Source organism: Jannaschia helgolandensis, from assembly GCF_900109285.1.
Classification (GTDB): domain Bacteria; phylum Pseudomonadota; class Alphaproteobacteria; order Rhodobacterales; family Rhodobacteraceae; genus Jannaschia; species Jannaschia helgolandensis.
Genome location: NZ_FNZQ01000003.1, coordinates 136,608 through 161,492, shown reverse-complemented (window position 1 = coordinate 161,492; position 24,885 = coordinate 136,608). Strand labels below are relative to the sequence as shown.

Genomic DNA, 24,885 nt, shown 5'->3' with positions numbered 1-24,885 from the left:
ATGATCCTGACGACGACGGATGCCGTGCCGGGGCGCGAGATTACCAGCTGTTTCGGGCTGGTCAAAGGATCGTCCGTGCGCGCCAAACATATCGGGGCGGATATCGTTGCCAGCCTGCGCAACCTGGTAGGCGGAGAGGTCAAGGAATACGCGGCCCTCCTGGCCGGCACGCGTGAACAGGCCATTGACCGGATGGTAGCGGACGCGCGCAAGATGGGTGCCGATGCCATTGTCGCCATGCGGCTGGAGACATCGACTATCACGGATGGTGCGTCGGAAGTCATAGCCTATGGCACAGCGGTGAAATTGACGTGACGCCGGATGCTACGCTTACCGCCAGCGGGCCTGAAGCGACCGGTGAGGGCCGTGTCCTGATCGTCGCCTGCGGAGCCCTGGCGCATGAAATCCTTGCGGTGAAGGCGGCCAACCGGCTGGATCATATCGACCTGCATTGCCTGCCGGCCATCCTGCACAACCACCCCGAAAAGATCGCGCCCGCCGTGGAAGCCGCCATAGCGGCGCGCGCCGGGGGGTACATGCGGGTCTTCGTGGCCTATGCCGACTGCGGCACCGGCGGCGATCTGGCGCGGCTGTGTGACAGGCTGGGCGTCGGCATGATCGAGGGGCCGCATTGCTACGCCTTTTTCGAAGGGTTGGGCACTTTTGCCGACCGCGACGAGATTGATGCCTTCTATCTGACCGATTTTCTGGCGCGGCAGTTCGATGCCTTCGTGACGCGGCCTTTGGGCCTGGACCGGCATCCGCAGCTGCGGGACATGTATTTCGGGCATTACACCAAGGTCGTCTATCTGGCTCAGACCGATGACCCCGATCTGACCGCCAGGGCGCAGAAGGCGGCCGACAAACTGGGGTTGGCCTTCGAACGGCGGGCGACAGGGTATGGCGACCTTATTCCAGCGATCAAGCAGGCCTAAGGCAGGGCTTCACCCCCCGGCCACCCTGCCCTATGACACGGACCAAGCCGCCGCGCCCCGGAGACCGTGCATGCAAGACCCCGACCTGACACCAGACCTGATCGCCGCCCACGGGCTGAGCGACGCAGAGTACGACCGCATTCTGGAAATCATGGGTCGGGAACCGTCGTTCACCGAGCTGGGTATCTTTTCTGCGATGTGGAACGAGCATTGTTCCTACAAATCATCGAAGAAGTGGCTGCGCGGGTTGCCGGTCGAAGGGCCGCAAGTCGTCTGCGGACCGGGCGAGAACGCGGGCGTGGTCGACATCGGCGACGGGCAAGTCGTCGTCTTCAAGATGGAGAGCCACAATCACCCGTCCTACATCGAACCCTATCAGGGGGCGGCGACCGGCGTGGGGGGCATTCTGCGCGACGTGTTCACCATGGGCGCGCGGCCCGTCGCGGCGATGAACGCATTGTCCTTCGGCGAAGTGTCGCACCCGAAGACGCGGCAGTTGGTACATGGCGTGGTCGAAGGCATCGGTGGATATGGCAATTGCTTCGGGGTGCCGACCGTGGGTGGCGAGGTTCGCTTCGACGCCAGCTATAACGGCAATTGCCTTGTGAACGCCTTCGCGGCGGGCATCGCGGACGCGGACAAGATCTTCTATTCGGCGGCCAGCGGCGTGGGGCGTCCGGTGGTCTATCTGGGTGCCAAGACCGGGCGCGACGGCGTCGGCGGGGCGACGATGGCCAGTGCCGAGTTCGACGATACCATCGAGGACAAGCGCCCGACGGTGCAGGTCGGTGACCCATTCACGGAAAAGCGGCTGATGGAGGCCACGCTGGAGCTGATGGCGACAGGTGCGGTCGTGTCGATACAGGACATGGGCGCGGCTGGCCTGACCTGTTCGGCGGTCGAGATGGGTGACAAGGGTGGCCTTGGCATCCGGCTGGATCTGGACCGCGTGCCAGTGCGCGAAGAGAACATGACCGCCTATGAGATGATGCTGTCCGAGAGCCAGGAACGCATGCTGATGGTCTTGGACCCGGAGCGGGAGGACGCTGCCCGCGCGGTATTCGACAAGTGGGATCTGGATTTCGCTATCGTCGGCGAAACCATTGCTGAAGATCGATTTCTGATCATGTTGGCCGGTGAGACCAAGGCCGATCTGCCGCTCTCGACGCTGGCGTCCAGCGCGCCGGAATATGACCGCCCCTGGATGCCGACGCCCACCCCCGCACCGTTGGCCCATGTTGCGGAGATCGACCCTGTCGACGGTCTGCGCGCCCTGATCGGCAGCGTGAATTACTGTGCCCGCGATTGGATAATCCGGCAGTACGACACGCAGGTTATGGGCGACACGGCAGTTCTGCCCGGCCTCGATGGTGGTGTGATCAGGGTGCATGGCACCGACAAGGGATTGGCCTTCACATCGGACGTGACGCCACGTTACGTCAAGGCAAACCCGGTCGAGGGTGGCAAACAGGCCGTTGCCGAAGCCTATCGCAACCTGATCTGCAAGGGCGCGAAACCGTTGGCGACGACTGACAACCTGAACTTCGGCAACCCCGAGAAACCTGAGATCATGGGTCAGTTCGTCGGCGCGCTGGACGGTATCGGCCAGGCCTGCCGCGCGCTGGACATGCCGATCGTGTCTGGCAATGTCTCGCTCTATAATGAAACCGATGGCACCGGCATCGACCCCACGCCCACCATTGGCGCGGTCGGATTGATCGACGTATTGGGCAGTCGCATCGCAGGTCCGGTGCACGAAGGCATGATCGCCCTTCTGTTGGGCGGCGAAGGCATGCATTTGGGTTGTTCGGCATTGTTGGCGGAACATCTGAACCGGCGCGACGGCGATGCCCCCGTCGTCGATCTGGAGGTCGAGCGACGGCACGGCGAGTTCATGCTGGCCAACCGCGCCCTGATCACGGCCTGCACCGACCTGAGCGACGGTGGACTGGCGCTGGCCGCCTTCACATTGGCCGAGACATACGGGTTGGGTGTCACGCTGGACGTTACCGGCACCGCAGCCCTGTTCGGAGAGGATCAGGGCCGCTACCTGATTGCCTGCACCTTCGACGCCGCCGAATCGCTGATGGTCGCGGCTGGTCAAGCCGACGTTCCGCTTGCCATGGTGGGTCAGTTCGGGGGTGAATTTGTCAAGTTCGGCCCCACCGAGACCCCTCTGGCAGGCTTGTCGTCATTGTATCGCGGTGCGTTCGAAGCCGCCTTTGCCTGAACCAACGCGACTTGTCCGAAACCACTTCGACGCCTATTTTCAGGTATGACACCACGAGGAACCGCCAATGGCCATGCAGGCACGTGATATCGAAGACCTGATCCGCGAAACGTTTCCCGACGCGCAGATCACCATCACCGACCTTGCAGGCGACGGGAACCATTATGCCGCCGAAATCGTTGATGCGTCCTTCGCAGGCAAGTCGCGGGTGGCGCAGCAGCGCGCGGTCTATGCGGCCTTGAAGGGCAAGATGGACGGGGCGCAGGGTGAATTGCATGCGCTGGCCCTGACCACTCGCGCGCCGACATGACCAGTTTTGCGGCCTGGATCTCGGCGGGCATTCTGACGATGCTGGTGGCCCGCGCCGTCTGGGTCCTGCGGTCCGAGGCTACGCAGGAGGACGATGGACGCCCCCGTGGCATCCCACCCGGCGACGGGTATACCGAAATCACAAGCGATTATTCTTCGGGCCTGGGTGGTGGCAATCAACTGACCACCCGTGTTCCGCAAGACCCACAGGAATACGCGCGCAGCTTCGTTCCGAAGCGCGACAGACAAAGGAGCTGACAGATGGCCGACGCCAAGACCAAGATAGACGAAATGGTGAAATCCAAAGACGTGGTGCTGTTCATGAAAGGCACCAAGGCGATGCCGCAATGCGGGTTTTCCAGCAAGGTGGCCGGGGTGCTGAACTACATGGGCATCGATTATTCCGACGTGAACGTGCTGGAGGACGCCGACATCCGCCAGGGCATCAAGGAATATTCGGACTGGCCGACCATCCCCCAGCTTTATGTGAAGGGCGAATTCGTCGGCGGATGCGACATCATCACCGAAATGACCCTGTCGGGCGAATTGGACACCATGCTGGAACACAACGGCGTCACCTATGACAAGGACGCCGCGAACAAGATTCGCGAAGCCAACGCCTGAACTGCCTTAACGGGTGGCAGACATGCGGAAGGCGCGCGTCCCAACAGGGTCGCGCGCCATTTTTAGGCCTTGAGGTTACTGGTCGGTATTTTCCGCCGGGGCCGCGAAACGATCGCAGAATTCCTCGCAGATGATGTCGTCGCGGGCCAGAGAGACCTGAATTTCGGTGGATTGGGTCTCGAACGCGCTGAACAGAACTGCCATTACTGCAAGACCCAGTGCGACAAGCGTAGCCGTCAGGACCACCCAGTCAACGGTCACGGCACCGGAATCGTCTGTCAGGAAGGTATTGAGCATCATTGCAGCGGGTTTCCTTTGAATTACCCCCCGACATAGACGGTCATATTGGCCAAAACTGTGGCGTAACCCGTTCTGAAGTTGGGAGTTTTAGAAACAACGGTATCCGTCGCCCGATCCCGCGGTCACTCCGGTTTGCGCCCCAGCGTATGTTTGCGCAGGCGTGACGGCTCGACCCGCCTGCGGTTCTTGTAGGGGTTCGCATCGCCCTGCCCACGAAGGTGCAGACGGATTGGCGTGCCCGGCATGTCGAAATCGACGCGCAGCCCGTTTACCAGATAGCGGGAATAGCTTTCGGGCATCAGGTCGGGGTGCGAGCACATCACGACGAAGCCCGGCGGCCGCGTCTTGACCTGCGTCATGTAGCGCAGGCGAATGCGTTTGCCCTGCGGTGCGGGCGGCGGATGCTGTTCCAGCATACCCGCCAGCCAGCGGTTCAGCGCCGCGGTCGGGATACGACGATTCCAGACTTCATGTGCCTTGAGGATCGCCTCTTGCAAGCGGTCCATGCCGCGGCCCGTCTTGGCGGACACGGTGACAAGCGGCGCGCCGCGAAGTTGTGGCAGAAGGCGTTCGAACTGCTCTTTAAGGGCAGCCAGCTTTTCCTGCCGATTCTCCTCCAGGTCCCACTTGTTGACGGCCACGACAACGGCGCGGCCCTCGCGTTCGGCCAGGTCGGCGATCCGCAGATCCTGTGTCTCGAACGGAATGTCGGCGTCTAGCAGAACGACGACGACTTCGGCGAACTTCACGGCCCGCAGACCGTCGCTGACCGACAGTTTCTCCAGCTTTTCGACGACCTTGGCGCGCTTGCGCATCCCGGCCGTATCGAACAGACGAGTCGGCACACCGTCCCATTCGAAGTTGACCGAGATGGCATCGCGCGTGATCCCGGCCTCGGGTCCGGTCAACAGGCGTTCCTGGCCGATGATCTGGTTGATAAGCGTCGACTTACCCGCGTTCGGACGGCCCACGACGGCGATTTTCAGGGGGCGTTTGACGGTCGGGGCCCAGTCGGCCTCCTCGCCGATATCGTCACCGTCGACGGAAACGTCGGTATCGGCTTCCTCGTCCATCTCCTCGGCTTCGGCTTCGGCGGCGTCGATCAAAGGGCGCAGCATTCCGGCCAGCTCCGCCATGCCTTCACCGTGTTCGGCAGACAGGGCCAACGGCTCGCCCAGACCCAGCGAATAGGCCTCCAGCAGGCCGGATTCGGCGGCGCGGCCTTCGCATTTGTTGGCGGCCAGAAAGACCGGGTGGCCCTTCTTGCGCAGGATTTCGGCAAAGACCTGATCGGTGGGCGTCACGCCGACGCGGGCGTCGATCACGAAAAGCGCGGCATCGGCCATGTCGACAGCGCGTTCGGTCAGACGGCGCATGCGGCCCTGAAGGCTGTCGTCAGTCGCTTCCTCCAGGCCCGCGGTGTCAATCACCGTGAACTTCAGGTCGCCCAGACGGGCAGAACCTTCGCGCAGGTCGCGTGTTACGCCGGGCTGGTCATCGACCAGCGCCAGACGTTTGCCGACAAGACGGTTGAACAGGGTGGATTTGCCCACATTGGGCCGTCCGACGATGGCGAGGGTGAACATGGGGCACAGCTTCCGAAAACTCAGAGACGCCGCCTAGCGCATCTCGTGGCCAACGACCAGAGAGGTTTCGCCGCCCTGCCGCTCAGCGGAAGGCGAGCAGGGAACCCTTGCGGCTGACAACATAGAGCGCGTCGCCAAAGGCGATCGGACGTGAGGCCGCGCCACCCGGCAGGTCGACGGTCGCCGTCAACTGACCAGATGTCGGGTCGAAGCCACGCAGCACACCGTCGGATGACGCCACCCAGAGGCGTCCGCCAGCCAGAACCGGGCCATAATGCGCATAAATGCCCTGACGGCGCTTGAGCCGCTGGTTGCGATAGAACGGCAGGTCCGACCGCCACAACACCTGACCCGTCGCCGCGTCCAATCGCAAAAGTTGCGCCCGATCGGACACAGCGAACACTGAACCACCCGCGACGGTCAGCGGCGAAACCGCACCTTCGTTCGCCGTCCATATCCGGTCCCCCGAGGAGGTCGACAGAGCGACCATGCGACCAGACGATGTGCCAACAAAGGTCGATCCGCCCGACACGACCGGATCCCCGGTGATATCGCCAACGCCGTTATAGGCCACGCCCCGGCGACGGCCCGAGACAGGGCTGCCCCAGACACGCACGCCGGACTGACGCAGGGCGGCAACGACTTCGCCTGATCCAAAGGGAAACAGGACAGCGCGATCGGTGATCGCGGGTGCCGGCGCGGTGGCCATGACACTGGTCGATGGCGCGGCGGAGAGGTCCCACTGGATGCGACCGGTATCGGCGTTGATGGCCCAGGCACGATTGTCGCGACTGACCACATAGACCAGCCCCCCGGCAACTTTGGGTGTGGTGATCGGCGCGTCAAGACGCTGAACCCAGCGTTCGCGGCCCGTTGCGGCGTCCAGCGCATGAAGATCACCGAAGCCCGTCGAGACGAAAACCGTGCCGGCCGCGACGGCCACGCCCCCGCCGGACGCATCGCTGGCCCGCTCGGAGCCGGGGACAAGGTTGCGGGACCAGATCGTGCCACCGTTCAGGGCGGTAGCGGTCACGCCGGAGCGTGCATCGAGGGTATAGATCCGACTGCCGTCCGAGACCGGGTCGGCCGTGATACGCTGACGACGGCTGTCACCTGCCCCGATATTTGCCGACCAGACCAGTTGCGGCGCGGCGGACAGCGTTGCGTGCGGCGGATCGTTCAGCACGTTGCCGACGCGCATCGGCCAATCGTCCAGACGACGGGGCGCGGCAAGTGACAGCGCAGGAACCGCGACGGCATCGGTCACGGTTTCGGATGCGGCGGCGATCACGCCTATACCGCTGTCATTGCGCACCGGAAGCCGTTCACCGGGAAGGATGACTTCTTTCTCGGCACAGCCCGAGATCGTCAGCCCGACGCTGATCAGAATGCCCGCGATTGTTCTCATGGTCCTGCCCTTCAGTCGTCCCCGTCAGCCCGTCCGGTGTTCACGCCGGTTCAGGCAAAGCGCCCAACGCTACAATCAACTGCTGGGCGCGTCGGCGCAAGGCTTGCGTGGCCTCGGCGTCTTCGGTCAGCGCGCGCAGAAGCGTCAGTGCCGTCTCCTCGTCTCCCGCGTCCAGTGCCGTAAGGGCCTGAAGTTCGATGGCCATGGACCGGAACGGCGCGCCCGGCGCGGCCAGTTCTTCCAGAATTGCGCCATCACGCGCGGCATCGCCGCTGCCCCCGGCCAGCATCGCCTTGATCAACGCCAGGTGCCGATAGGTGGTCGCCAGATCCGGCGTGTCGGCCACGGCCAGAAGACGGTCGCGGGCCGGCTGTGCATCGGCATCATCGCCATCCAACGCGGCACTGGCTTGCAACAGGCCCAGGATCGCGACCTGATTGGCGTCAGCAGGTTCGATGCCGGCAAGCGCGGCGCGGCGGGCGGCAACATCCTCGGCTGTCAGCGCAGCCATCACGGAATCGCCGAATGCCTGGGCTTTCTCCGCCCTGTTGGCACGAGACCATTCCGTCCAGGCTGCACCGCCGACGATGCCGATGACGATCAGCGCGGCGACCCATCCCCAGCGCCGCAGTAACGCATACAGACGGTCGCGGCGCACCTCTTCGCTGATCTCGTTGATGAAGCTATCCGGATTGGACATGCGGCCCTCCTGCAGGTGTCGGCGCGTTCTAGCGCAGGGGACACGACGCGCCAACCCGCAAAGGCTCTGCCATGGCATTGTGCGTGCAGGGGCACGTCTGTGGCGCGCATTTGGGCACATTGGCATATGGCATTATTCAGCATATCGGGGGTCTTGCTGATCAGACCCATCCACATTAAAAACTAAACCAAACGGTTTACCCGACTTTGGCATGTTGCAAAGATCAGTTCCCGCCTTACGGCGCAGAAAGGCCAGACCATGCGTTTCTTTCCTCTCTTGACTGCGATCCTGGTCGGCATCGCCCTGTTCTTCGTGGTTCTGCAACGCGATGCCCTGTTTCGGTTTGCCCAAGGCATCACAACGGATGGCACGGCTCCGCCGGTGATCGACAATGCCGCCGCGCCCGCCGCTGCGCCCGTGTCGATCACGGATGACGACAACCAGGCGGGGCCCCGCGCCGTGCCTGTCGTCGCCATTCGCTCCAAGGCGCAGGACGTTCCCGATGCCGTGCGCGTCCGCGGTCAGTCCGAGGCGGCGCGGCAGGTCGAGGTTATGGCCGAAACAACTGGCAGGGTGATTTCCACGCCGATCCGCAAGGGGGCCTTTGTCGAGGAAGGGCAGCTTCTGTGCGAACTCGATCCGGGCACTCGTGACGCATCTTTGGCCGAAGCCCGCGCGCGGCTGGCCGAGGCGCGCGCGCGCCTTCCCGAAGCGGAGGCCCGCATCCCCGAAACCCAAGCCCGCATCGCCGAAGCGGAAGCCGTGCTGGAGGAAGCGCGCCTGAACCAGACCGCCGCCAGCCGCCTGTCAGAAGGCGGCTTCGCATCCGACACGCGCGTCTTGAACGCTGCCGCCGCGCTTCGTTCCGCCGAAGCGGCGGTCATTGCGGCTACGACAGGGCTGGATACGGCACAGGCCGGCATCGAATCGGCGCAGTCCGGGATACAGGCCGCCGAAGCCGCCGTGGACCGGGCCGAACTGGATATTGCGCAACTGACGATCGAGGCACCTTTCTCGGGGCTGCTGGAAACGGATACGGCTGAACTGGGCGCGCTTTTGCAAAGCGGTGGCCAGGGCGCGGGCAGCTGCGCGACGATCGTGCAGCTGGACCCCATAAAGCTGGTCGGGTTCCTTCCGGAAGCGCAGGTCGACCGCGTGACGGTGGGGGCCAACGCCGGGGCGCGACTGGCGTCCGGCCAGACGGTCGAGGGCGTCGTCACCTTCCTGAGCCGCTCGGCCGACGATCTGACGCGCACCTTTCGGGTCGAAGTGACGGTGCCGAACCCGGACATGCGCATCCGTGATGGCCAGACGGCGGAAATCCTGATCGAGACCCCGGCGACCGTTGCGCACCTGATCCCTGCGTCGGCCCTGACGCTGAACGACGAGGGGCAATTGGGCGTACGCATCATCGAAGACGGCAAGGCCGGTTTCGCCGCTGTCGACCTGGTCCGCGATACGCTGGATGGCGTTTTGCTGACGGGCCTGCCGAATACGGTCGACGTGATCACCGTGGGGCAGGAATACGTCACCAACGGTGTTCTTGTGCGCCCTACCTTTGTCGATGAGGTCTCCACCCTGGGGACATCGGTCAACGATCCGGCGACCGGGGGCGGATCGGGGCTGACACCGGAGGTTACGCAGTGACTGGCCTGATCGACTGGGCCGCCGAACGGGCACGGATGGTCATGGCCTTCGTGGTCTTGTCCATTATCGCCGGCACGGTCGCTTACATCTCGCTTCCGAAAGAGGGTGAGCCCGACATCGACATACCCGGCATCTTCGTGTCGGTTCCCTTTCCCGGCATAAGCGCCAGCGATTCCGAAAAGCTTCTGGTCAAGCCGATGGAAACCAAGCTGAAGGAACTGGACGGTCTGAAATCCATGACCGCAACGGCGGCGGAAAACTATGCCGGTCTGTTTCTGGAATTCGAATTCGGTTGGGACAAGTCCGCGACCATCGCCGACGTCCGCGACAAAATGGGTCAGGCAGAGACCGATTTCCCCGACGGGGCCGAGCAATACACCATCAACGAGATCAACTTTTCCGAATTTCCGATCCTGATCGTATCGCTGTCCGGCTCCGCGCCCGAGCGTACGTTGCTGCGGTTGGCCAACGAATTTCAGGCCCTTCTGGAAGGAATGCCTCCGATTCTGGAGGCCGGGCTGGCCGGGCATCGCGAAGAAATGCTGGAGGTGCTGATCGATCCGCTGGCGTTGGAGGCATATAACGTGACCGCCGGGGAATTGTCCGCCGTGGTGACGCAGAACAACCTTCTTGTGGCTACCGGGTCGATCGAAACCGCGTCAGGGGCCTTTCCGGTGAAAATCCCCGGATCATTCGAGTCGGCGGCGGATGTCTATGCCCTGCCGGTCAAGACCAATGGCGACCGCGTCGTGACGCTGGGCGATTTGGCCCGGATCAACCTGACGTTCGAGGATCGAACCGGCACCGCTCGTTATAACGGCGATACGACGGTCGCGTTGCAGGTGGTGAAGCGCAAGGGCTTCAACATCATCGACACGGCACAGCAGGTCCGCGACGAAATCGCGCGTGAAACAGAACGCTGGCCCGAAGAATTGCGCCAGGCCGTCGATGTCACCATCACGCTGGACCAGTCGCGCACCGTGCGTTCGATGGTGTCGCAGCTGGAAGGCTCGGTCCTGACGGCCATCGCGCTTGTCATGATCGTGGTCCTGGCCACACTGGGCACGCGGTCGGCGCTGTTGGTGGGGTTCGCGATCCCAACTTCGTTCCTTTTGTCCTTCGCGATCATGGCCGTCATGGGCATCACCATTTCGAATATCGTGATGTTCGGCCTTATCCTGTCCGTCGGCATGCTGGTCGACGGGGCCATCGTGGTGGTCGAATATGCCGACAAGCGCATCTCCGAGGGCTCCGGCCCGATGAAAGCCTATACCGAGGCTGCGAAGCGCATGTTCTGGCCGGTCGTGTCGTCCACCGCGACAACGCTTTGTGCGTTCCTGCCGATGCTGTTCTGGCCCGGCGTTCCGGGCGAATTCATGGGAAATCTGCCGGTCACCCTGATCTTCGTGCTGTCCGCCTCACTGGTCGTGGCGCTGGTCTACCTGCCGGTGCTGGGCGGCGTTGCGGGCCGTATTTCCCGCATATTCGAGGGTGGGTCGAACTGGCTGCGTCGCAGCTTCCCGTGGATCGTCCGGCTGGTGCTGACGCTGGCGTCCGCTTGGTTGATGATCGTGTCGATCCTGCAGGTCCTGAATCCCGCCTATCTGTTGCCGCCCGGAGTTCCGATGGGCAACCTGATCGGCGCGCTGATGTTCGTGGCGTCGGCGGCGCTGTTATCCACGACGCTGGGGTCGGTCACCTTTCACCGTCGCGCCCGCCGGGTCCGGTCGGGATATCGGCGCAGCCTGTTCGGTCAGTTCATCCACCTGATTGTCGGCAACCCGATCGGTCCGATCGTTGCCGTTGTGATGGTCGGGTTCACGGTCGTTTCGGTGTTCACCTACTTCGGGGCCAACAACAATGGCGTCGAATTCTTCGTTGAAAGCGAGCTTGAGAACGCCAATATCTTCGTCCGGGCGCGGGGCAATCTGTCGCTGGAAGAAAAGGATGCCTTGTTGCGTCAGGCCGAACGGATCGTGCTGGATACGCCCGGCATCCAGTCGGCTTTTGCCTTCGCGGGCGAAGGTGGTCTGCAATCGGGCGGTCCCGGCGCATCAAGCGGGCCGGGCGATACCATCGGACAGATCCAGATCGAAATGGTCCCCTGGGAAGACCGCCCGACCATTTCCGAACCATTGTTCACGCTGTTCGGTGTGACGTTCAATAAATCCGTCGTCGATCCGGCGTTCGACGGCGATATGATTGCTGAGGATCTGCTGGCGCGGTTGCGTGAACTTCCGGGTATCAAGATCGACCTGTCTGCACAGGATCGCGGCCCGGCGCAGGGCAAGCCTGTGCATCTGCGCCTCAAGGGTCAGAACTGGGCCGACCTGCAGGTGGCCACGGCGACAATGTCCGAAAGACTGTCTGGAATGGCGGGCCTGATCGACGTCGAGGATACCTTGCCCCTGCCCGGTATCGACTGGGAAATCGACGTCGACGTCGAGAACGCAGGCCGTTTCGGTGCGGATGTGGCAACGGTCGGCGGCATGGTGCAACTGGTCACGCGCGGCATCCTGCTGGACAAGATGCGGGTGGATACGTCCGACGACGAGATCGAAATCCGCATCCGCCTGCCCGAGGAGGATCGCGTTCTTTCGACACTGGACTCCCTCAAGGTCCGGACAACCGACGGACTCGTGCCGTTGGACAATTTCATCACCCGCCGCCCGGTGCCGCAACTGGCGCAGATCGACCGCTTCGATGGCGAACGGTTCTTTGATGTGAAGGCCGATGTGGTGACGGGACTGACGATCCTCAAGGCGACGCCAGTGGCCAGCGACGATCCAGCTTCGGGCGGCCCGTCTGACGATACGGTGGCCGTGGACCTTGGTTTCGGCAGCGCCGTTTCGGAAGCCCAGATCGCGGCCGGCGCAAGCTATAACCTGACACGGCGTGTTCAAGCGACCGGGCTTGCCGCAATGCTCGCCGGGATCGGGCTGGGACAGGCCGAAACCGTCACCTATTACGATCTGGACCAGCCAACGATCGCAGGCGGTGTCGCTGCCGCGCAGGACCTGCTGGATGCAGGTGCCTTGCCGTCCGTCGTCCCCGTCACCGCGAACGAACGCATCGCCCTGATCACCGAACAATTGCAATCCGACGATCTGTTGCCCGCATCGGTTGCATGGGAATGGACCGGCGATCAGGAAGAACAGGCCGAAAGCGAAGCATTTCTGGGCCAGGCCTTCATCGGTGCCCTGGGCCTGATGTTCGTGATCCTGCTGGCGCAGTTCAACTCGATCTACAACTCGGTCCTCGTGTTGCTGGCAGTCATCCTGTCGACGACCGGCGTTCTGGTCGGGATGCTGGTTATGGGTCAGGCGTTCTCGATCATCATGACCGGCACCGGTATCGTCGCACTGGCCGGGATCGTGGTGAACAACAATATCGTGCTGATCGACACCTATCAGGACTATTCCCGCTACATGCCCCGGCTGGAAGCGATTACCCGCACCGCCGAGGACCGCATCCGACCTGTCCTGCTGACTACGCTGACCACGATGGCGGGACTTGCACCGATGATGTTCGGCCTGTCGATCAACTTCATAGGCGGCGGCTATTCAATCGGGTCGCCGACCGCGCTGTGGTGGATCCAGCTTGCAACGGCAGTGGTCTGGGGTCTGGGTGTAGCCACGGTCCTGACGCTGATCTTTACGCCCGCGATGCTGGCGGGCCGGGTCTGGGTCGTCGCCTATGCACGGGGGATCGGCCGCTTGCTGGGACGTCTGGGTATGGGACAAGGAAGTCGTGCCGCACACGATTGGGCCCTGCGGCGTCAGGCCAAGCGGGTGCGAATGCCCGTCCTGCTCTGGGCCGAGGAAATCGACGAGGAGCCGGAGCTGCCGATGGATCTGCCTTACGCAGGAAATGCTGTTCCGGTTGGCGTATCGGACCGGTCTGACGATACCGGACAGACCCCGGAGGACCATCCTCCGATCGGTTCGCGTCCTCCGCTTAGGGCTGCCGAATAGGACGTCACCTTATTTGACAGAACGCCTGCTTTTTGACCTCTTCGCGCGGATTCTGCACAGTTCCGCCGGGAAAGCCGACCATAGCAGGCGCTTTTCGTTCAATTCGGTGTGTTTTCCGCGCAGCAGCATTGACCACGCTGCATCGCAGCTTAACCTGAAAATCATAGGGCAAGCGGTCTTTCCTCCTCCCTGACTGCGACGCCTGAAATAGCAGAAGCGGCCTTGTCCCTCCTCTTCCCGAGACAAGGCCGCAATTCTGCCTAAATTCAAACAAACCTTAATCATTGTTTCCGTGTTGGATACAGCATCGTCCTCGTACGGAGCAGTCCGATGATTCATTCCACCCCGACCCAGCAACCCATCCCCGCGCAAGCCCCGGTCAAGCGCAAGCCGCGCCCGGCACCAGTCCGGTTCACCGATTGGGCCTCGATCTAAGGTCGCACCAAGACTGGACAGCGGACGCCGGACGGCTTTTCCTGTCAGCCATGGACAACGACTCGCCCCTTTCGGCGTTGCGGAACCTTGGCCCCGCCATGGAGCAGGCCTTTGCCAGGGTCGGCATCGAAACAGTCGGCGAATTGCGAGATCTGGGCACCGATGCCGCTTATGCCCGCCTGTTGCAGAACGGCTCCCGCCCGCATTTCATCGCCTTCTATGTGATCGAAATGGCGCTGCAGGGCCGCCCTTGGAACGATTGCAAGGGCGACGAGAAGGCCGCTCTGCGGGTCAGGTTCGATACCCTCAAATCCCGCAATACTGACCCGGATACCGATGCTTTTGAGGCGATGATGAACGCGATCGGCGTGATTGAACGCTAGGATTGTCGTCAACCGAAAGGCCGCCGGAGGACACTCCGACGGCCTTTTGCGCGGCTTGCAATGTCTATTGCGTGACGAGGATGATCGGACGCAATCGCCGGGGCGTCTCGTTCGTCCAGATGCCCTGCGACTGGTAATCGCCTTCCAGCGTGCGTGGCCCCCGGTTCGGGTTCAGCCGTCCATCGCGCCATGCAGCCCGGTATCCTTTGGGCGGATGTGACACATCGAACGTGGTACGCGCGGCAGGCACTATCACCGTGCGCCGCCCATTGCGCGTAGACGCGCTTGTCACCGTGGTGGCGGTCTCCACCGATGATGATCGACGTCCGTCCAACGACCAGTTCTTGTCACCGCCACAACGCGTGGCGCGGCGCAGATAGCGTGACGACAGCTCGGATGCGCCAGCACAGCCCGTGGTCACGGGCGCGGCACCCCGCGCAGTCGCACGGTTCGGACTGGGCGCATTCGGATTGACACGAACCGCATGGGCGGGCGGCGTCACGGCCACCACCGTTTGCCCCCGAAGACTGCTGCGGACGGCGCGGCGCGGGATGGCCGGGGTCGTATCAATGTTCGGGGTCGCAACGCCCGTGGGTATTGTGACACGGCTTGTCGGCGTTGTGACCCGAAGTGCGGCGGCACAGGCGGGCGTATTCCGCAGATAGCGCGCCGACAGATCCGATGCCCCGCAGCCGACGGGCAAAGGTATAACTGCCTGATGCGGTGCTACGGCCTGATGAACCGGCCGGGGCGCCGCTGGTCGAGGCGCCGCTGGCCGGGGCGCGGTTGCGACACGGGCCGGAGCGGTGGAGGGTTGCCGGACCGGAGCGCGACGGGGTGCAGGTTCGACAATCTGGCGCGGTGCGGCGGCGGCGGGCTGGCGACGGATCACCGGCTTGACAGTCTCAACCGGGACAGGAGCGGCGGTCGCAGTCGGCGCAGCGGTGGTCGCAGGTGTGACCGGCTCGGACACGGCCGTCGTCGTCACAGGGCGCCTCGATGGCGTCTGGCCGCATACCACGGTGCGATCGCGATTGACGCGCGGCACCCATCGGGTCGTATCGCCAAACCCCGCACGAATGAAAAGGCAGCCCTGACTGTCGATGTATTGATCGGCGGAATAGCTGGCGGGCGGCACCTCGGCCGGGCCCTGCGTGTTGCGAACCGTGCGTGTCTGTGCTTCGGCCAGACCGCCCGTGATCGCAACGGCAACGGCGGTCACGGCGAATGCCAGACCCCTCGTGAAGTTAAGCCAAAGGGCCATGTCGCATTCTCCGAAAACCATCCATCCCGTTGGCATCCTGCCCGCCGCTCTGGAGCAAGTAAAGCACGGTCCAGCCCTTCGCCGCTATTTGGTGCCGAACATCCGGTCGCCCGCATCGCCAAGTCCCGGCACGATATATCCCTTGTCGTTCAACCGCTCGTCGATCGCGGCAGTCACGATCGGCACGTCCGGATGCGCCGCTTTCATTCTGGCGATGCCCTCGGGCGCGGCCAACAGGCATAGGAACCGGATGTCGGTCGCACCCCTGGCCTTGAGCAGATCGATGGCGGCAGCAGAGGAATTGCCCGTCGCCAGCATCGGATCGACGGCGATGACCAGCCGTTCGTCCAGCTGATCGGGAACCTTGAAGTAATATTGCACCGGCTCCAGCGTCTCCTCGTCGCGGTAAAGGCCGACGAAACCCACACGCGCCGACGGCACCAATTCCAGGATACCGTCCAACAACCCGTTGCCCGCGCGCAGAATGGACACGAGGGCTAGCTTGCGGCCTGCCAGAACCGGAGCATCCATCGCCTGCAACGGCGTCTCGATGCGACGGGTCGTCATCGGCAGTTCGCGGGTAATCTCATAGGCCAGCAACTGACTGATTTCGCGGAGAAGCTGCCGGAACACGGCGGTGGACGTGTCCTTGTCGCGCATCAACGACAGTTTGTGCTGCACCAGCGGGTGTTTGACATGGGTCAGGTGGTCCATTTCAGGCCTCCAGTTTCGAGAGCAGGGCCGCGCGGGTTTCGTCATCGCAAAATGCCGCGCGGGCAGCGGTCTGATTCAGGGCTCGGAAGTGATCTTCGCCCCATCCGAAATTGTGCTGCAACGCATCGTATTCGTCGCGCATGCTTGTATGGAAGAATGGCGGATCATCGGTCGAAACCGTGACATTTACCCCATCTGACATAAGTTTTTCAATAGGATGGACGGCGAAGTTCTTGTAAACTCCTAGCACCACATTGGAGCCGGGACAGACCTCAAGCGTGATCTGCTCCTCGACCAGTCGCCGGACCAGTGCCGCGTCTTCGATGCTGCGAACACCGTGGCCAATGCGGGTGACATTCAGGTGGTCCAGTGTATCGCGGACCGATTCCGGGCCGCCAAATTCACCCGCATGCGATGTCAGGCCCAGGCCTGCCTCGGCAGCGCAATCGAAGGCCCACCCGAAGTCGGCGGCTTTGCCCAAGGTTTCATTGCCACCCATACCGAACCCGGTAATGAACCTGCCTGCTGTTTCAGCCGCGCAACGCGCCGTTTCCCGTGCCTTATCGGGACCGAAATGGCGAATGCAGGTTATAATACCGCGCATTTCAATTCCCTGTACGGAATTCGCCCCCTCCTGGATAGCTGCGAGATACTCATGCCAGGCACCCAGATCCCGACCGCCGCAAAAATCGGGACTGAGAAAAACTTCCGTATAAATGACACCCTGATCGCGCGACTGTTCCAATACGGCTTGCGTCAGGCGGGCAAAATCTTCGGGCGTTTCAAGGACTTTTGTCGCGGCCTCGTATACATTAAGAAAACCTTGGAAGTCTTTGTATTTATATGACCCATCTAGATCAAATATGCCGTCGAGCGCGACCCTCTTTTCCCCACCCAGACGTCGAATGAAATCCGGAGGTGCCGCGCCTTCAAGGTGCAGATGCAGTTCGATCTTGGGATTGAATGTCACAGGAAACTCCGTCCGGGTCCGATGATAGGCACGCCGAGATGAGTACAGACCGACGCGGCAACGTCGGCGAAGGCAACCAGACCGGCCTCCCCGGATTTGCCGGCGACCAGCACCGGAACCCGCTCTCGCGTGTGGTCCGATCCCCTCCATGTCGGGTCATTGCCATGATCGGCAGTGAAAATCATAATGTCGTCGGGCCGCATCGCGTCGAGGATCGGTGGCAGGCAGCCATCGAACCACTCCAGATGCGCAGCATAGCCCGCGGGGTCGCGGCGGTGGCCATAGAGGCTGTCGAATTCGACGAAATTCGCGAAGGTCAGACTGCCGTCGGGCATATCGCGCACTGCATCCTGAAGATGACGCATCAACGCCGCATCAGGGCCTTTGACATGGGTGTCGATGCCGCGCATCGAGAAGATATCCCCGACCTTCCCAATGGCATGAACCTGTCGGCCCGCGCCCTGCACAGCGTCGCACAGCGTTGGTGCGGGCGGCATGATCGCAAAGTCGCGGCGGTTCGATGTCCGCTCCCACGGGCCATTTCCGACAAAAGGCCGGGCTATGACACGGCCCACCTTCATCTCGTGCAGAGTCGGGGCGATGGTGCGGCACAGGTCCAGCAGGCGGTCGAGGCCAAAGTGATCTTCGTGCGCGGCGATCTGAAACACGCTGTCGACCGAGGTATAGCAGATCGGCCAACCGGTGCGGATGTGGTTTTCGGCCTCGTCTTCGATGATCAGGCTGCCGGATGCGTGACGATTGCCAAGAATACCCTCCGTTCCGGCAGCCTGCCTGACCAGATCGACCAGCGCGGGTGGAAAACAGGGTTCGGTATCGGGAAAGTAGGTCCAGTCGAACGGCACAGGCAGCCCCGCCAGCTCCCAGTGACCCGAAGGCGTGTCCTTGCCGTTCGAGACTTCGGTCGCAGCTCCCCAGAGGCCACTGGGCATTTCGTCCAGTCCGGGTGCCTTTTCGCCGGATGCTATCCTGACAGCCGCTCCCAAGCCCAATTTATCTAAATTAGGTAATTTCAAGCCACCTGAAGGTCGTTCAGCGGCGCAATACTGTGCGACATGGGCAAGCGTATTTGCACCTTCGTCACCAAAATCATCGGCATCGGGCGCACCTCCACACCCAACGGAGTCAAGAACGATCAGGAAAGCACGGCTCATCGGATCGTTTCCTGCACAAGTTGCGGCGGTGTCACGGCACCGCTGGCCATGACAATCGCGCGGGCCACCCGCTCGGCGGCTTTTTCGGCGGCGTCACCTGTGGCGGCGTGGACGCGAGCCAGCGGCTGTCCCTCGGTTACGACGGCCCCCAGTTGCGCGATGTGACTGATGCCGACAGTGGGGTCGATGCGGTCATCCTCGCGCCGCCGTCCTCCGCCCAGATCGACCACCACCTCACCCAGCGTGCGCGCGTCGATGCGGTCGACAACACCGGGTTGATCGGCGCGCAGTTCGGCAACGACGGGTGCGGCGGGCAAGCGGTCGCGCCAGCGGTCCGGAAAATCGCTGGGGCCGCCCTGCGCTGCAACCATGCGACCGAAGACTTCCGCCGCAACGCCCGAAGTCAGCGCCGTGCCGATGCGCGCAGCCCCCTCCTCCGCGTCGGCGACCAATCCGCCCAGCGCCAGCGCCTCGCCGCCCAGCGCGCGGGTCAGCGCGATCAACCGGCTGGACCGGCGGGTCGACGGCTCGGTCAGTGCCTCCATCGCTGCGATCACTTCCAGCGCATTGCCGCAGGAGGTTGCGGCAGGCTGCGACATATCCGTCAGAATGGCGGAGGTCATAACGCCGTTCGCCTGCCCCGTCTCGACAAGGGCCTGCGCCAGAGCACGAGCGGCGGCGGCGTTCGCCATGAAAGCACCCGGTCCTGTTTTAACATCCAGAACAAGAGCTTCTATGCCTTCTGCCAGCTTCTTAGACAGGATCGACGCAACGATCAGGTCCAGGCTTTCCACCGTTCCGGTCACGTCACGCACGGCATACAGCCGACGGTCGGCGGGCGCGATGTCCGCAGTTGCCCCGACGATGGCGCAGCCGACGCGGCGGACGATGTCCTGCAACTCGTCCGTCTGCATCTCGGTCCGGAAACCGGGGATCGACGACAGTTTGTCCAGCGTGCCGCCGGTATGACCCAGACCGCGGCCCGAAATCATCGGGACATAAGCCCCGCAGGCGGCAAGAGCCGGGGCCAGCACCAGTGACACGCAGTCGCCGACCCCTCCGGTCGAATGCTTGTCGACGACCGGGCCAGGCAGATCCCATTCCAGAACGTCCCCCCCATCGCGCATCGAACGGGTCAGCGCGACGCGGCCTTCGGGGGTAAGCGGTGTATGGCAGACACCCATTGCAAAGGCTCCGGCCTGCGCGTCGGATACCGTGCCGTTGGCCAATCCTTCGGCAAACTCCGTCAGCGCTCCGGCCCCAGGAGCGTCTCCGGCCCGCAAGGCGGCAAGGGTCTCGCGCGCGCCGGTCAAGCCATATGGCCTGCGTCGAAGGCCCCCGGCAGGAGGTCCGCGATTGTGGTGGCTCGCTCGATCCCGTCCACGGTGGCCAGTGTAACCGACACATCGCCCGACCCGAATTCGGCCAGCTTCTGGCGGCAGCCGCCGCAGGGCGGAACCGGAGAGGGCGATCCGGCCACGACATAGACCTGTGTCAGTGCGGTTTCGCCCGACGCGACCATGGCGGCGATGGCCCCCGCCTCGGCGCAGGTGCCTTCGGGATAAGCCACATTCTCGACGTTACAGCCGCGATAGATCGTACCCGACACAGCCCGGATCGCCGCGCCGACCTTGAACTTGGAATATGGGGCATGGGCATTTTCGCGCACGGACAGGGCGGCATCGCGCAGATCGGACGTCTGTTGCATCGGGGGCCTCCGGCATCGGTTGGGGTCTGGTTCCGTGCTAGGCTCCAGACCCGGAGGGATGCAAGCCCGAAGCCTCGCGCAAGCGTGACGCGGCTTGATTGGCCATACGATGCGACAAGCCTCATCTTCGGTTTAATGCAAAGGATTTTTCCATGAACCGAAGAACTCTTTTTATCGGGGGCGCCGCCGCCCTGACCGCCTCTGCTGCGGCAGCCAGTCTTCTGTTGCCACGCAAGCTGCCCCCGGCTTTGACCTATACCCGAGACGGGTTCGCGATCGGCGGGACGGATCCGGTTGCATATTTCACGCATGCCCGCCCGATCGGCGGCGATCCGGCCTATACCCATGACTATGCAGGCGCCACATGGCGATTCATCAGCGCGCTGAGCCGGGATGAATTCGCCGGAAATCCTGACGCATACGCCCCTCGATACGGAGGCTTCTGCGCCTGGGCCGTCGCTGCCAAGAGCGCGTTGTTCAGCACCCAGCCCGACAATTGGGCCATCGTGGACGGCAAGCTTTACCTGAACTTCAGCGACGAGGTGCAGGCCGATTGGGACAAGGACCGGGCGGGGTTCATCCGGCAGGCTAATTTGCGCTGGCCCCGGATCGTGGCGTCCCTATGACCTGAGAAGCCTATGACCTGAGAAGGACGCCCCGGAAACCGGCGCGCCCCCCTCGCCCGACCTCACAGCATCATCTGATAACTCTCGGGGACCCAGCGAAACCCATCGCCCCGCGTCTCGACGTATCCCACCGCCGGAAACGGCATATGGTAGCCGATCATCGGCATCCGTTCGGACGCCAACATCCCCAGAATGGTCCGGCGGCTATTGGCTGCGGCTTCCTTGTCCATGTCGAACTTCACCTCCCAGTCCGGATACGCCAGCGACCAGACGTAGTGGTTCGCCAGATCGGCGGCGATCAGCAGTGACTTGTCGCCCGACGACAGGCGATAGCTCATGTGACCCGGCGTATGACCGAAGGCCGCGATTGCCGTGATCCCGGGTGCCGCGTCCTGCCCGTCACCGATGAATGTCATCTTCTCGGACAGCGGTCGCACCTTCGTCTCGAAGCCCTCGTTTTCCATTGCAGCCCATGCATCGAATTCGGTCTGACCGGTCACATAGGCGGCATTGGCAAAGGTCGGCGTACCATTCGCCATCAGTCCGCCTATGTGATCGCCATGCATGTGCGTCAGGACCACCGTGTCGATATCGCCGGTCGCATAGCCCGCGCCTTCGACGGCTGCGGTTATGTCTTCGGGCGATTGGCCCGTGTCGAACAGGATCAGGCTTTCGCCGTTGTTCACCAGGGTCGGGGTGAAAAAGAACTGATTCACGTCGGCGGGAATGAAGGCTTCGGCACTGACGGCGGCGAAGGTTTCCGCGTCGACGTTCATGCCGAAGATCTCCTGCGGCGGCGTCGGGTTGGTCAGCGTGTTGGCCAGTAGGGTCGTGACCTCCAGATCGCCCAGCATGAAGCGGCGGGCGTTCTGGACTGTCGGCTCCTGCATCGGGGCGGCGGCCTGAGCGGGAAGGACTGCCGCGATAGGCAGGGCGGCGCCTGCGCCAAGCGCGGCGCGACGGGTCATTAGGGTCATTGGAAATCCTCCGGTCTGTTGGTGCATTTTCTTCAACCTAGCCCGTCCCGCCCCGGCAGCCACTGCACAACGCCGCGAGGCGGACCACCACTGGACAGAACCCCGGCACGGGTGGCACATGATCCCGATAAACGGCATATCTGCCGGAACCGGGGCAGATCCGCCCGCACGAGACACAAGGCCCCCAATGCCCGACACCAGCACCGTTACCCGTTTCGCCCCCTCGCCCACGGGATATCTTCACGTGGGCAACATGCGCGCGGCTCTGATGAACTGGGTGATCGCGCGAAAGGCGGGCGGCACTTTCATCCTGCGTCTGGACGATACCGATCCCGAACGGTCACAGGACAGATACGCCGACGCGATCCGCGAAGACCTCGAGTGGCTGGGTCTGACATGGGACCGGGAGGAGCGGCAGTCGTCGCGTCTGGACCGCTATGCCGCCGCCGCCGACAAGTTGCGCGATATGGGTCGTCTGTACGAAGCGTTCGAGACCCCGACCGAGCTGGACCTGAAGCGCAAGAAGCAGCTCAACATGGGGCGACCGCCGGTCTATGACCGCGCGGCACTTGCCCTGTCCGATGCCGATAAAGATGCATTGCGCGCCGAACGCGGTGGCCATTGGCGCTTCAAGCTGGATCAGGAGCGGATCGAGTGGACCGACGGCATCCTCGGCCCGCTGTCCATTGACGCGGCTTCGGTCAGCGACCCGGTTCTGATCCGGGGGGACGGTCAGGTGCTCTACACGATCGCCAGCGTCGTCGACGATACCGAGATGGGCGTGACGCATGTGGTGCGCGGGTCGGATCACGTCACGAATACCGCGACGCAGATCCAGATCATCCAGGCATTGGGCGGCAAGGTGCCCGCCTTTGCGCATCATTCCCTGCTGACGGGGCCGCAGGGCGAAGGTCTTTCGAAGCGGCTGGGCACGCTGTCCCTGCGCGACCTGCGTGCCGCCGGGATCGAGCCGATGGCCCTGATTTCGCTGATGGCGCGGCTGGGATCGTCACAACCGACGGAGCTTCGGACCTCGCTGGACGAAATCGTCGAAGGGTTCGACCTGAGCCAGTTCGGCGCCGCCCCCACCAAGTTCGACGAGGCGGACCTGAAGCCGCTGACCGCCAGCTATCTACAGCATCTGCCCCTGTCGGCGGTCGAAGACGAAGTTGCGGCCATCGGCGTGCCCGAAGACCAGCGAGAGGCGTTCTGGACCGTTGTGCGCGACAACATCGCAACGCGCACCGAGATGGCCGGTTGGTGGCAGTTGATGACCGAAGGCGCCGCCCCTGAAATCCCGGAGGAGGACATCGATTTTATCAACGAAGCCATGGGCTTGCTGCCCGATGGACCTTGGACGGCGGAAACCTGGGGCGACTGGACAGGCGCGGTCAAAGCGGCCACCGGACGCAAGGGCGGCGCGTTGTTCAAGCCGTTGCGTCTGGCCATGACCGGGCGGACGAACGGGCCGGGCATGGGCGACCTGATGCCGTTGTTGCAAAAGAGGCCGCGACTCTAGAACCGACCAAGCCAGGGTCTGTCGAATTGCAAAACCTCGCGCATTGTCACACCCCCGTGACACAGGTCGCCAGGCGGTTGTCCGGTCGGGGGTGCAGGGTCATCTTCGCTGCAACCCCAGAGGATCTCGCATGCGGACCGAACGATTCACCTTCAAAGGCCATGACGGCAGTGACCTGAGCGCTCGTCTGGATCTGCCCGACACTGCCCCACTGGCCACAGCGCTGATGGTGCATTGTTTCACTTGCGGCAAGGACATCCCTGCGGCTCGACGCATTGCCGCCCGTCTGACCGGACTGGGCATCGCTGTGCTGCGGTTCGACTTCACCGGCCTCGGCCATTCCCAAGGCGAATTCGAGAATACCTCGTTCTCCAGCAACGTGCACGATGTGGTCGCCGCAGCGGCCGCCTTGGAATCGCGGGGGCATGCCGTCGACCTTCTGATCGGACACAGTCTGGGCGGCGCGGCAGTGCTGCGCGCTGCGCATGACATTCCGACTGTCAAGGCCGTCGCCACCCTCGGCGCGCCGTATGATCCGGGTCACGTCACGCATCATTTCAATGATGCGCTGGACAGGATCGCGCGCGACGGCGTCGGCGAGATCAAGCTGGGTGGACGGAAGTTGCGCATCGGCAAAGCCTTCGTCGAAGACATCTCCGGCCAGAATATGGAGCAGGCGATCCGAACGCTGAAGCCTGCCCTGCTGGTCCTGCATGCGCCCCGCGACGAAACCGTGGGCATCGACAGCGCGACGCGCATCTTTCTGGCCGCCAAGCACCCCAAGAGCTTCGTGACGCTTGACGATGCCGACCATCTGATCACCCGCGAGTCGGATGCGGATTATGCGGCCGACGTGATCGCGGCCTGGGCGACCCGCTATCTGGACCTGCGCCGTCCGGCCCCGCCGATCGGTGCCCCCGAAGGCGTCACCCGCGTGACCGAGGCCGACCGCGACGGCTTCGCGCAGGACATCAGTGCGTCGGGCGGCAAGCATCATCTGATTGCGGACGAACCCATGGCCTATGGCGGCACCGACCGCGGTCCGTCGCCCTATCAGCTGATGGCAGCCAGCCTCGGGGCCTGCACGTCGATGACGCTGCGAATGTATGCGCGGCGCAAGAAATGGCCGCTGGAAGGCATCTCGGTCGATGTCACGCACGACCGGATGCACGCGCAGGACGCGCCTTCGCCGGGGACCGAACGCATCGATCGGTTTCGACGGGACATCTGGCTGGACGGTCCACTGGACGCCGCCCAGCGTGCGCGCCTTATGGAGATCGCGGACCGTTGCCCGGTGCATCGCACACTGGAAACGGGGGCGAAGGTCGAAACCATCCTGCATGATCAGGCCATACCGCTTGACGATGAAAATCTGGAGCGCGCCGCAATCTGATAAGCAGGCCC

23 protein-coding genes are annotated in these 24,885 nt (G+C 63.3%); 12 read left to right on the top strand and 11 right to left on the bottom strand.

All coding sequences use genetic code 11. The features are described from left to right. The 6 genes from BMY38_RS09760 to grxD all read left to right on the top strand — a co-directional run bounded on the left by BMY38_RS09760 (position 1) and on the right by grxD (position 4,098). A complete protein-coding gene (locus tag BMY38_RS09760; RefSeq protein WP_092762312.1) occupies positions 1-315 on the top strand; it encodes a YbjQ family protein in 315 nt (104 codons plus the stop codon). Continuing rightward, positions 312-935, top strand: coding sequence for a DUF1638 domain-containing protein (locus BMY38_RS09755; protein WP_092762310.1), 624 nt, complete (start codon positions 312-314; stop codon positions 933-935). The genes BMY38_RS09760 and BMY38_RS09755 overlap by 4 nt, the downstream gene beginning before the upstream one ends. Positions 936-1,005: 70 nt before the next feature. Further along, positions 1,006-3,165 carry a phosphoribosylformylglycinamidine synthase subunit PurL gene (gene purL, locus BMY38_RS09750; protein ID WP_092762308.1) on the top strand — a complete coding sequence of 720 codons (2,160 nt, stop codon included), beginning with the start codon at positions 1,006-1,008 and terminating at the stop codon, positions 3,163-3,165. 67 nt (positions 3,166-3,232) lie between these two features. Beyond that, positions 3,233-3,475, top strand: a complete 243-nt coding sequence (locus tag BMY38_RS09745; RefSeq protein ID WP_092762306.1) for a BolA/IbaG family iron-sulfur metabolism protein — start codon at positions 3,233-3,235, stop codon at positions 3,473-3,475. Beyond that, on the top strand, positions 3,472-3,732 hold the full coding sequence (locus tag BMY38_RS09740; RefSeq protein ID WP_092762304.1) for a hypothetical protein: 261 nt from the start codon (positions 3,472-3,474) through the stop codon (positions 3,730-3,732). Before BMY38_RS09745 ends, BMY38_RS09740 begins: the two co-directional genes overlap by 4 nt. Before the next feature lie 3 nt (positions 3,733-3,735). After that, positions 3,736-4,098, top strand: coding sequence for a Grx4 family monothiol glutaredoxin (gene grxD, locus BMY38_RS09735; protein ID WP_092762302.1), 363 nt, complete (start codon positions 3,736-3,738; stop codon positions 4,096-4,098). A gap of 75 nt (positions 4,099-4,173) precedes the next feature. Here the strand turns inward: grxD and BMY38_RS09730 are convergent, their stop codons facing one another. The 4 genes from BMY38_RS09730 to BMY38_RS09715 all read right to left on the bottom strand — a co-directional run bounded on the left by BMY38_RS09730 (position 4,174) and on the right by BMY38_RS09715 (position 8,092). After that, positions 4,174-4,398 carry a hypothetical protein gene (locus BMY38_RS09730; protein ID WP_092762300.1) on the bottom strand — a complete coding sequence of 75 codons (225 nt, stop codon included), beginning with the start codon at positions 4,396-4,398 and terminating at the stop codon, positions 4,174-4,176. A 122-nt stretch (positions 4,399-4,520) separates the two neighbouring features. Then, on the bottom strand, positions 4,521-5,984 hold the full coding sequence (gene der, locus BMY38_RS09725; protein WP_092762298.1) for a ribosome biogenesis GTPase Der: 1,464 nt from the start codon (positions 5,982-5,984) through the stop codon (positions 4,521-4,523). A gap of 82 nt (positions 5,985-6,066) precedes the next feature. Continuing rightward, complete coding sequence (locus BMY38_RS09720; RefSeq protein WP_092762296.1) at positions 6,067-7,392, bottom strand: outer membrane protein assembly factor BamB family protein; 1,326 nt, start codon at positions 7,390-7,392, stop codon at positions 6,067-6,069. Positions 7,393-7,432: 40 nt separating this feature from the next. Continuing rightward, entirely contained in the window at positions 7,433-8,092 is a 660-nt protein-coding gene (locus BMY38_RS09715) for a tetratricopeptide repeat protein (protein ID WP_092762294.1), read from the bottom strand. Positions 8,093-8,350: 258 nt separating this feature from the next. Between BMY38_RS09715 and BMY38_RS09710 the strand changes: the two genes are divergently transcribed. The 3 genes from BMY38_RS09710 (at position 8,351) to BMY38_RS09700 (ending at position 14,531) form a co-directional block, all read left to right on the top strand. Continuing rightward, positions 8,351-9,739 (top strand): efflux RND transporter periplasmic adaptor subunit, encoded by a 1,389-nt coding sequence (locus tag BMY38_RS09710; RefSeq protein WP_092762292.1) that lies wholly within the window; start codon positions 8,351-8,353, stop codon positions 9,737-9,739. Next, entirely contained in the window at positions 9,736-13,713 is a 3,978-nt protein-coding gene (locus BMY38_RS09705; RefSeq protein ID WP_092762290.1) for an efflux RND transporter permease subunit, read from the top strand. The genes BMY38_RS09710 and BMY38_RS09705 overlap by 4 nt, the downstream gene beginning before the upstream one ends. A 485-nt stretch (positions 13,714-14,198) precedes the next feature. Then, positions 14,199-14,531: a TfoX/Sxy family protein gene (locus BMY38_RS09700; RefSeq protein WP_092762288.1), complete on the top strand. Its 333-nt coding sequence runs from the start codon at positions 14,199-14,201 to the stop codon at positions 14,529-14,531. Between the two features lie 64 nt (positions 14,532-14,595). On the opposite strand, the gene BMY38_RS09695 is transcribed toward BMY38_RS09700, so the two are convergent. The 6 genes from BMY38_RS09695 to BMY38_RS09670 all read right to left on the bottom strand — a co-directional run bounded on the left by BMY38_RS09695 (position 14,596) and on the right by BMY38_RS09670 (position 20,359). Then, on the bottom strand, positions 14,596-15,795 hold the full coding sequence (locus BMY38_RS09695; protein ID WP_139204691.1) for a hypothetical protein: 1,200 nt from the start codon (positions 15,793-15,795) through the stop codon (positions 14,596-14,598). Between the two features lie 84 nt (positions 15,796-15,879). Continuing rightward, entirely contained in the window at positions 15,880-16,509 is a 630-nt protein-coding gene (upp, locus tag BMY38_RS09690; protein ID WP_092762284.1) for a uracil phosphoribosyltransferase, read from the bottom strand. A gap of 1 nt (position 16,510) precedes the next feature. Then, positions 16,511-17,479: an adenosine deaminase gene (locus tag BMY38_RS09685; protein WP_092762282.1), complete on the bottom strand. Its 969-nt coding sequence runs from the start codon at positions 17,477-17,479 to the stop codon at positions 16,511-16,513. Further along, positions 17,476-18,651 carry a phosphopentomutase gene (locus tag BMY38_RS09680; protein WP_092762280.1) on the bottom strand — a complete coding sequence of 392 codons (1,176 nt, stop codon included), beginning with the start codon at positions 18,649-18,651 and terminating at the stop codon, positions 17,476-17,478. The genes BMY38_RS09685 and BMY38_RS09680 overlap by 4 nt, the downstream gene beginning before the upstream one ends. Next, on the bottom strand, positions 18,648-19,964 hold the full coding sequence (locus BMY38_RS09675; protein WP_092762278.1) for a thymidine phosphorylase: 1,317 nt from the start codon (positions 19,962-19,964) through the stop codon (positions 18,648-18,650). The genes BMY38_RS09680 and BMY38_RS09675 overlap by 4 nt, the downstream gene beginning before the upstream one ends. Next, positions 19,961-20,359 carry a cytidine deaminase gene (locus tag BMY38_RS09670; RefSeq protein WP_092762276.1) on the bottom strand — a complete coding sequence of 133 codons (399 nt, stop codon included), beginning with the start codon at positions 20,357-20,359 and terminating at the stop codon, positions 19,961-19,963. The genes BMY38_RS09675 and BMY38_RS09670 overlap by 4 nt, the downstream gene beginning before the upstream one ends. 152 nt (positions 20,360-20,511) lie before the next feature. Here BMY38_RS09670 and BMY38_RS09665 point away from each other — a divergent pair, with 152 nt between their 5' ends. Beyond that, entirely contained in the window at positions 20,512-20,985 is a 474-nt protein-coding gene (locus BMY38_RS09665) for a YHS domain-containing (seleno)protein (protein ID WP_092762274.1), read from the top strand. 62 nt (positions 20,986-21,047) lie between these two features. Here the strand turns inward: BMY38_RS09665 and BMY38_RS09660 are convergent, their stop codons facing one another. Beyond that, positions 21,048-21,962, bottom strand: a complete 915-nt coding sequence (locus BMY38_RS09660) for an MBL fold metallo-hydrolase (protein WP_092762272.1) — start codon at positions 21,960-21,962, stop codon at positions 21,048-21,050. 187 nt (positions 21,963-22,149) lie between these two features. Between BMY38_RS09660 and gltX the strand changes: the two genes are divergently transcribed. Continuing rightward, positions 22,150-23,481 carry a glutamate--tRNA ligase gene (gene gltX / locus BMY38_RS09655; protein WP_092762270.1) on the top strand — a complete coding sequence of 444 codons (1,332 nt, stop codon included), beginning with the start codon at positions 22,150-22,152 and terminating at the stop codon, positions 23,479-23,481. 130 nt (positions 23,482-23,611) lie between these two features. Next, complete coding sequence (locus BMY38_RS09650) at positions 23,612-24,874, top strand: bifunctional alpha/beta hydrolase/OsmC family protein (RefSeq protein WP_092762268.1); 1,263 nt, start codon at positions 23,612-23,614, stop codon at positions 24,872-24,874. Positions 24,875-24,885 lie beyond the last annotated feature (11 nt).

What these genes read in the sequence shown, in the direction of transcription:
- BMY38_RS09760 (WP_092762312.1), top strand. Translation starts at nt 1, where the DNA reads ATGATCCTGACGACGACGGATGCCGTGCCGGGGCGCGAGATTACCAGC.
- purL (WP_092762308.1), top strand. Translation starts at nt 1,006, where the DNA reads ATGCAAGACCCCGACCTGACACCAGACCTGATCGCCGCCCACGGGCTG.
- BMY38_RS09745 (WP_092762306.1), top strand. Translation starts at nt 3,233, where the DNA reads ATGGCCATGCAGGCACGTGATATCGAAGACCTGATCCGCGAAACGTTT.
- BMY38_RS09740 (WP_092762304.1), top strand. Translation starts at nt 3,472, where the DNA reads ATGACCAGTTTTGCGGCCTGGATCTCGGCGGGCATTCTGACGATGCTG.
- grxD (WP_092762302.1), top strand. Translation starts at nt 3,736, where the DNA reads ATGGCCGACGCCAAGACCAAGATAGACGAAATGGTGAAATCCAAAGAC.
- BMY38_RS09730 (WP_092762300.1), bottom strand. Translation starts at nt 4,398, where the DNA reads ATGATGCTCAATACCTTCCTGACAGACGATTCCGGTGCCGTGACCGTT.
- der (WP_092762298.1), bottom strand. Translation starts at nt 5,984, where the DNA reads ATGTTCACCCTCGCCATCGTCGGACGGCCCAATGTGGGCAAATCCACC.
- BMY38_RS09720 (WP_092762296.1), bottom strand. Translation starts at nt 7,392, where the DNA reads ATGAGAACAATCGCGGGCATTCTGATCAGCGTCGGGCTGACGATCTCG.
- BMY38_RS09715 (WP_092762294.1), bottom strand. Translation starts at nt 8,092, where the DNA reads ATGTCCAATCCGGATAGCTTCATCAACGAGATCAGCGAAGAGGTGCGC.
- BMY38_RS09710 (WP_092762292.1), top strand. Translation starts at nt 8,351, where the DNA reads ATGCGTTTCTTTCCTCTCTTGACTGCGATCCTGGTCGGCATCGCCCTG.
- BMY38_RS09700 (WP_092762288.1), top strand. Translation starts at nt 14,199, where the DNA reads ATGGACAACGACTCGCCCCTTTCGGCGTTGCGGAACCTTGGCCCCGCC.
- BMY38_RS09695 (WP_139204691.1), bottom strand. Translation starts at nt 15,795, where the DNA reads ATGGCCCTTTGGCTTAACTTCACGAGGGGTCTGGCATTCGCCGTGACC.
- upp (WP_092762284.1), bottom strand. Translation starts at nt 16,509, where the DNA reads ATGGACCACCTGACCCATGTCAAACACCCGCTGGTGCAGCACAAACTG.
- BMY38_RS09680 (WP_092762280.1), bottom strand. Translation starts at nt 18,651, where the DNA reads ATGAGCCGTGCTTTCCTGATCGTTCTTGACTCCGTTGGGTGTGGAGGT.
- BMY38_RS09670 (WP_092762276.1), bottom strand. Translation starts at nt 20,359, where the DNA reads ATGCAACAGACGTCCGATCTGCGCGATGCCGCCCTGTCCGTGCGCGAA.
- BMY38_RS09665 (WP_092762274.1), top strand. Translation starts at nt 20,512, where the DNA reads ATGAACCGAAGAACTCTTTTTATCGGGGGCGCCGCCGCCCTGACCGCC.
- BMY38_RS09660 (WP_092762272.1), bottom strand. Translation starts at nt 21,962, where the DNA reads ATGACCCTAATGACCCGTCGCGCCGCGCTTGGCGCAGGCGCCGCCCTG.
- gltX (WP_092762270.1), top strand. Translation starts at nt 22,150, where the DNA reads ATGCCCGACACCAGCACCGTTACCCGTTTCGCCCCCTCGCCCACGGGA.
- BMY38_RS09650 (WP_092762268.1), top strand. Translation starts at nt 23,612, where the DNA reads ATGCGGACCGAACGATTCACCTTCAAAGGCCATGACGGCAGTGACCTG.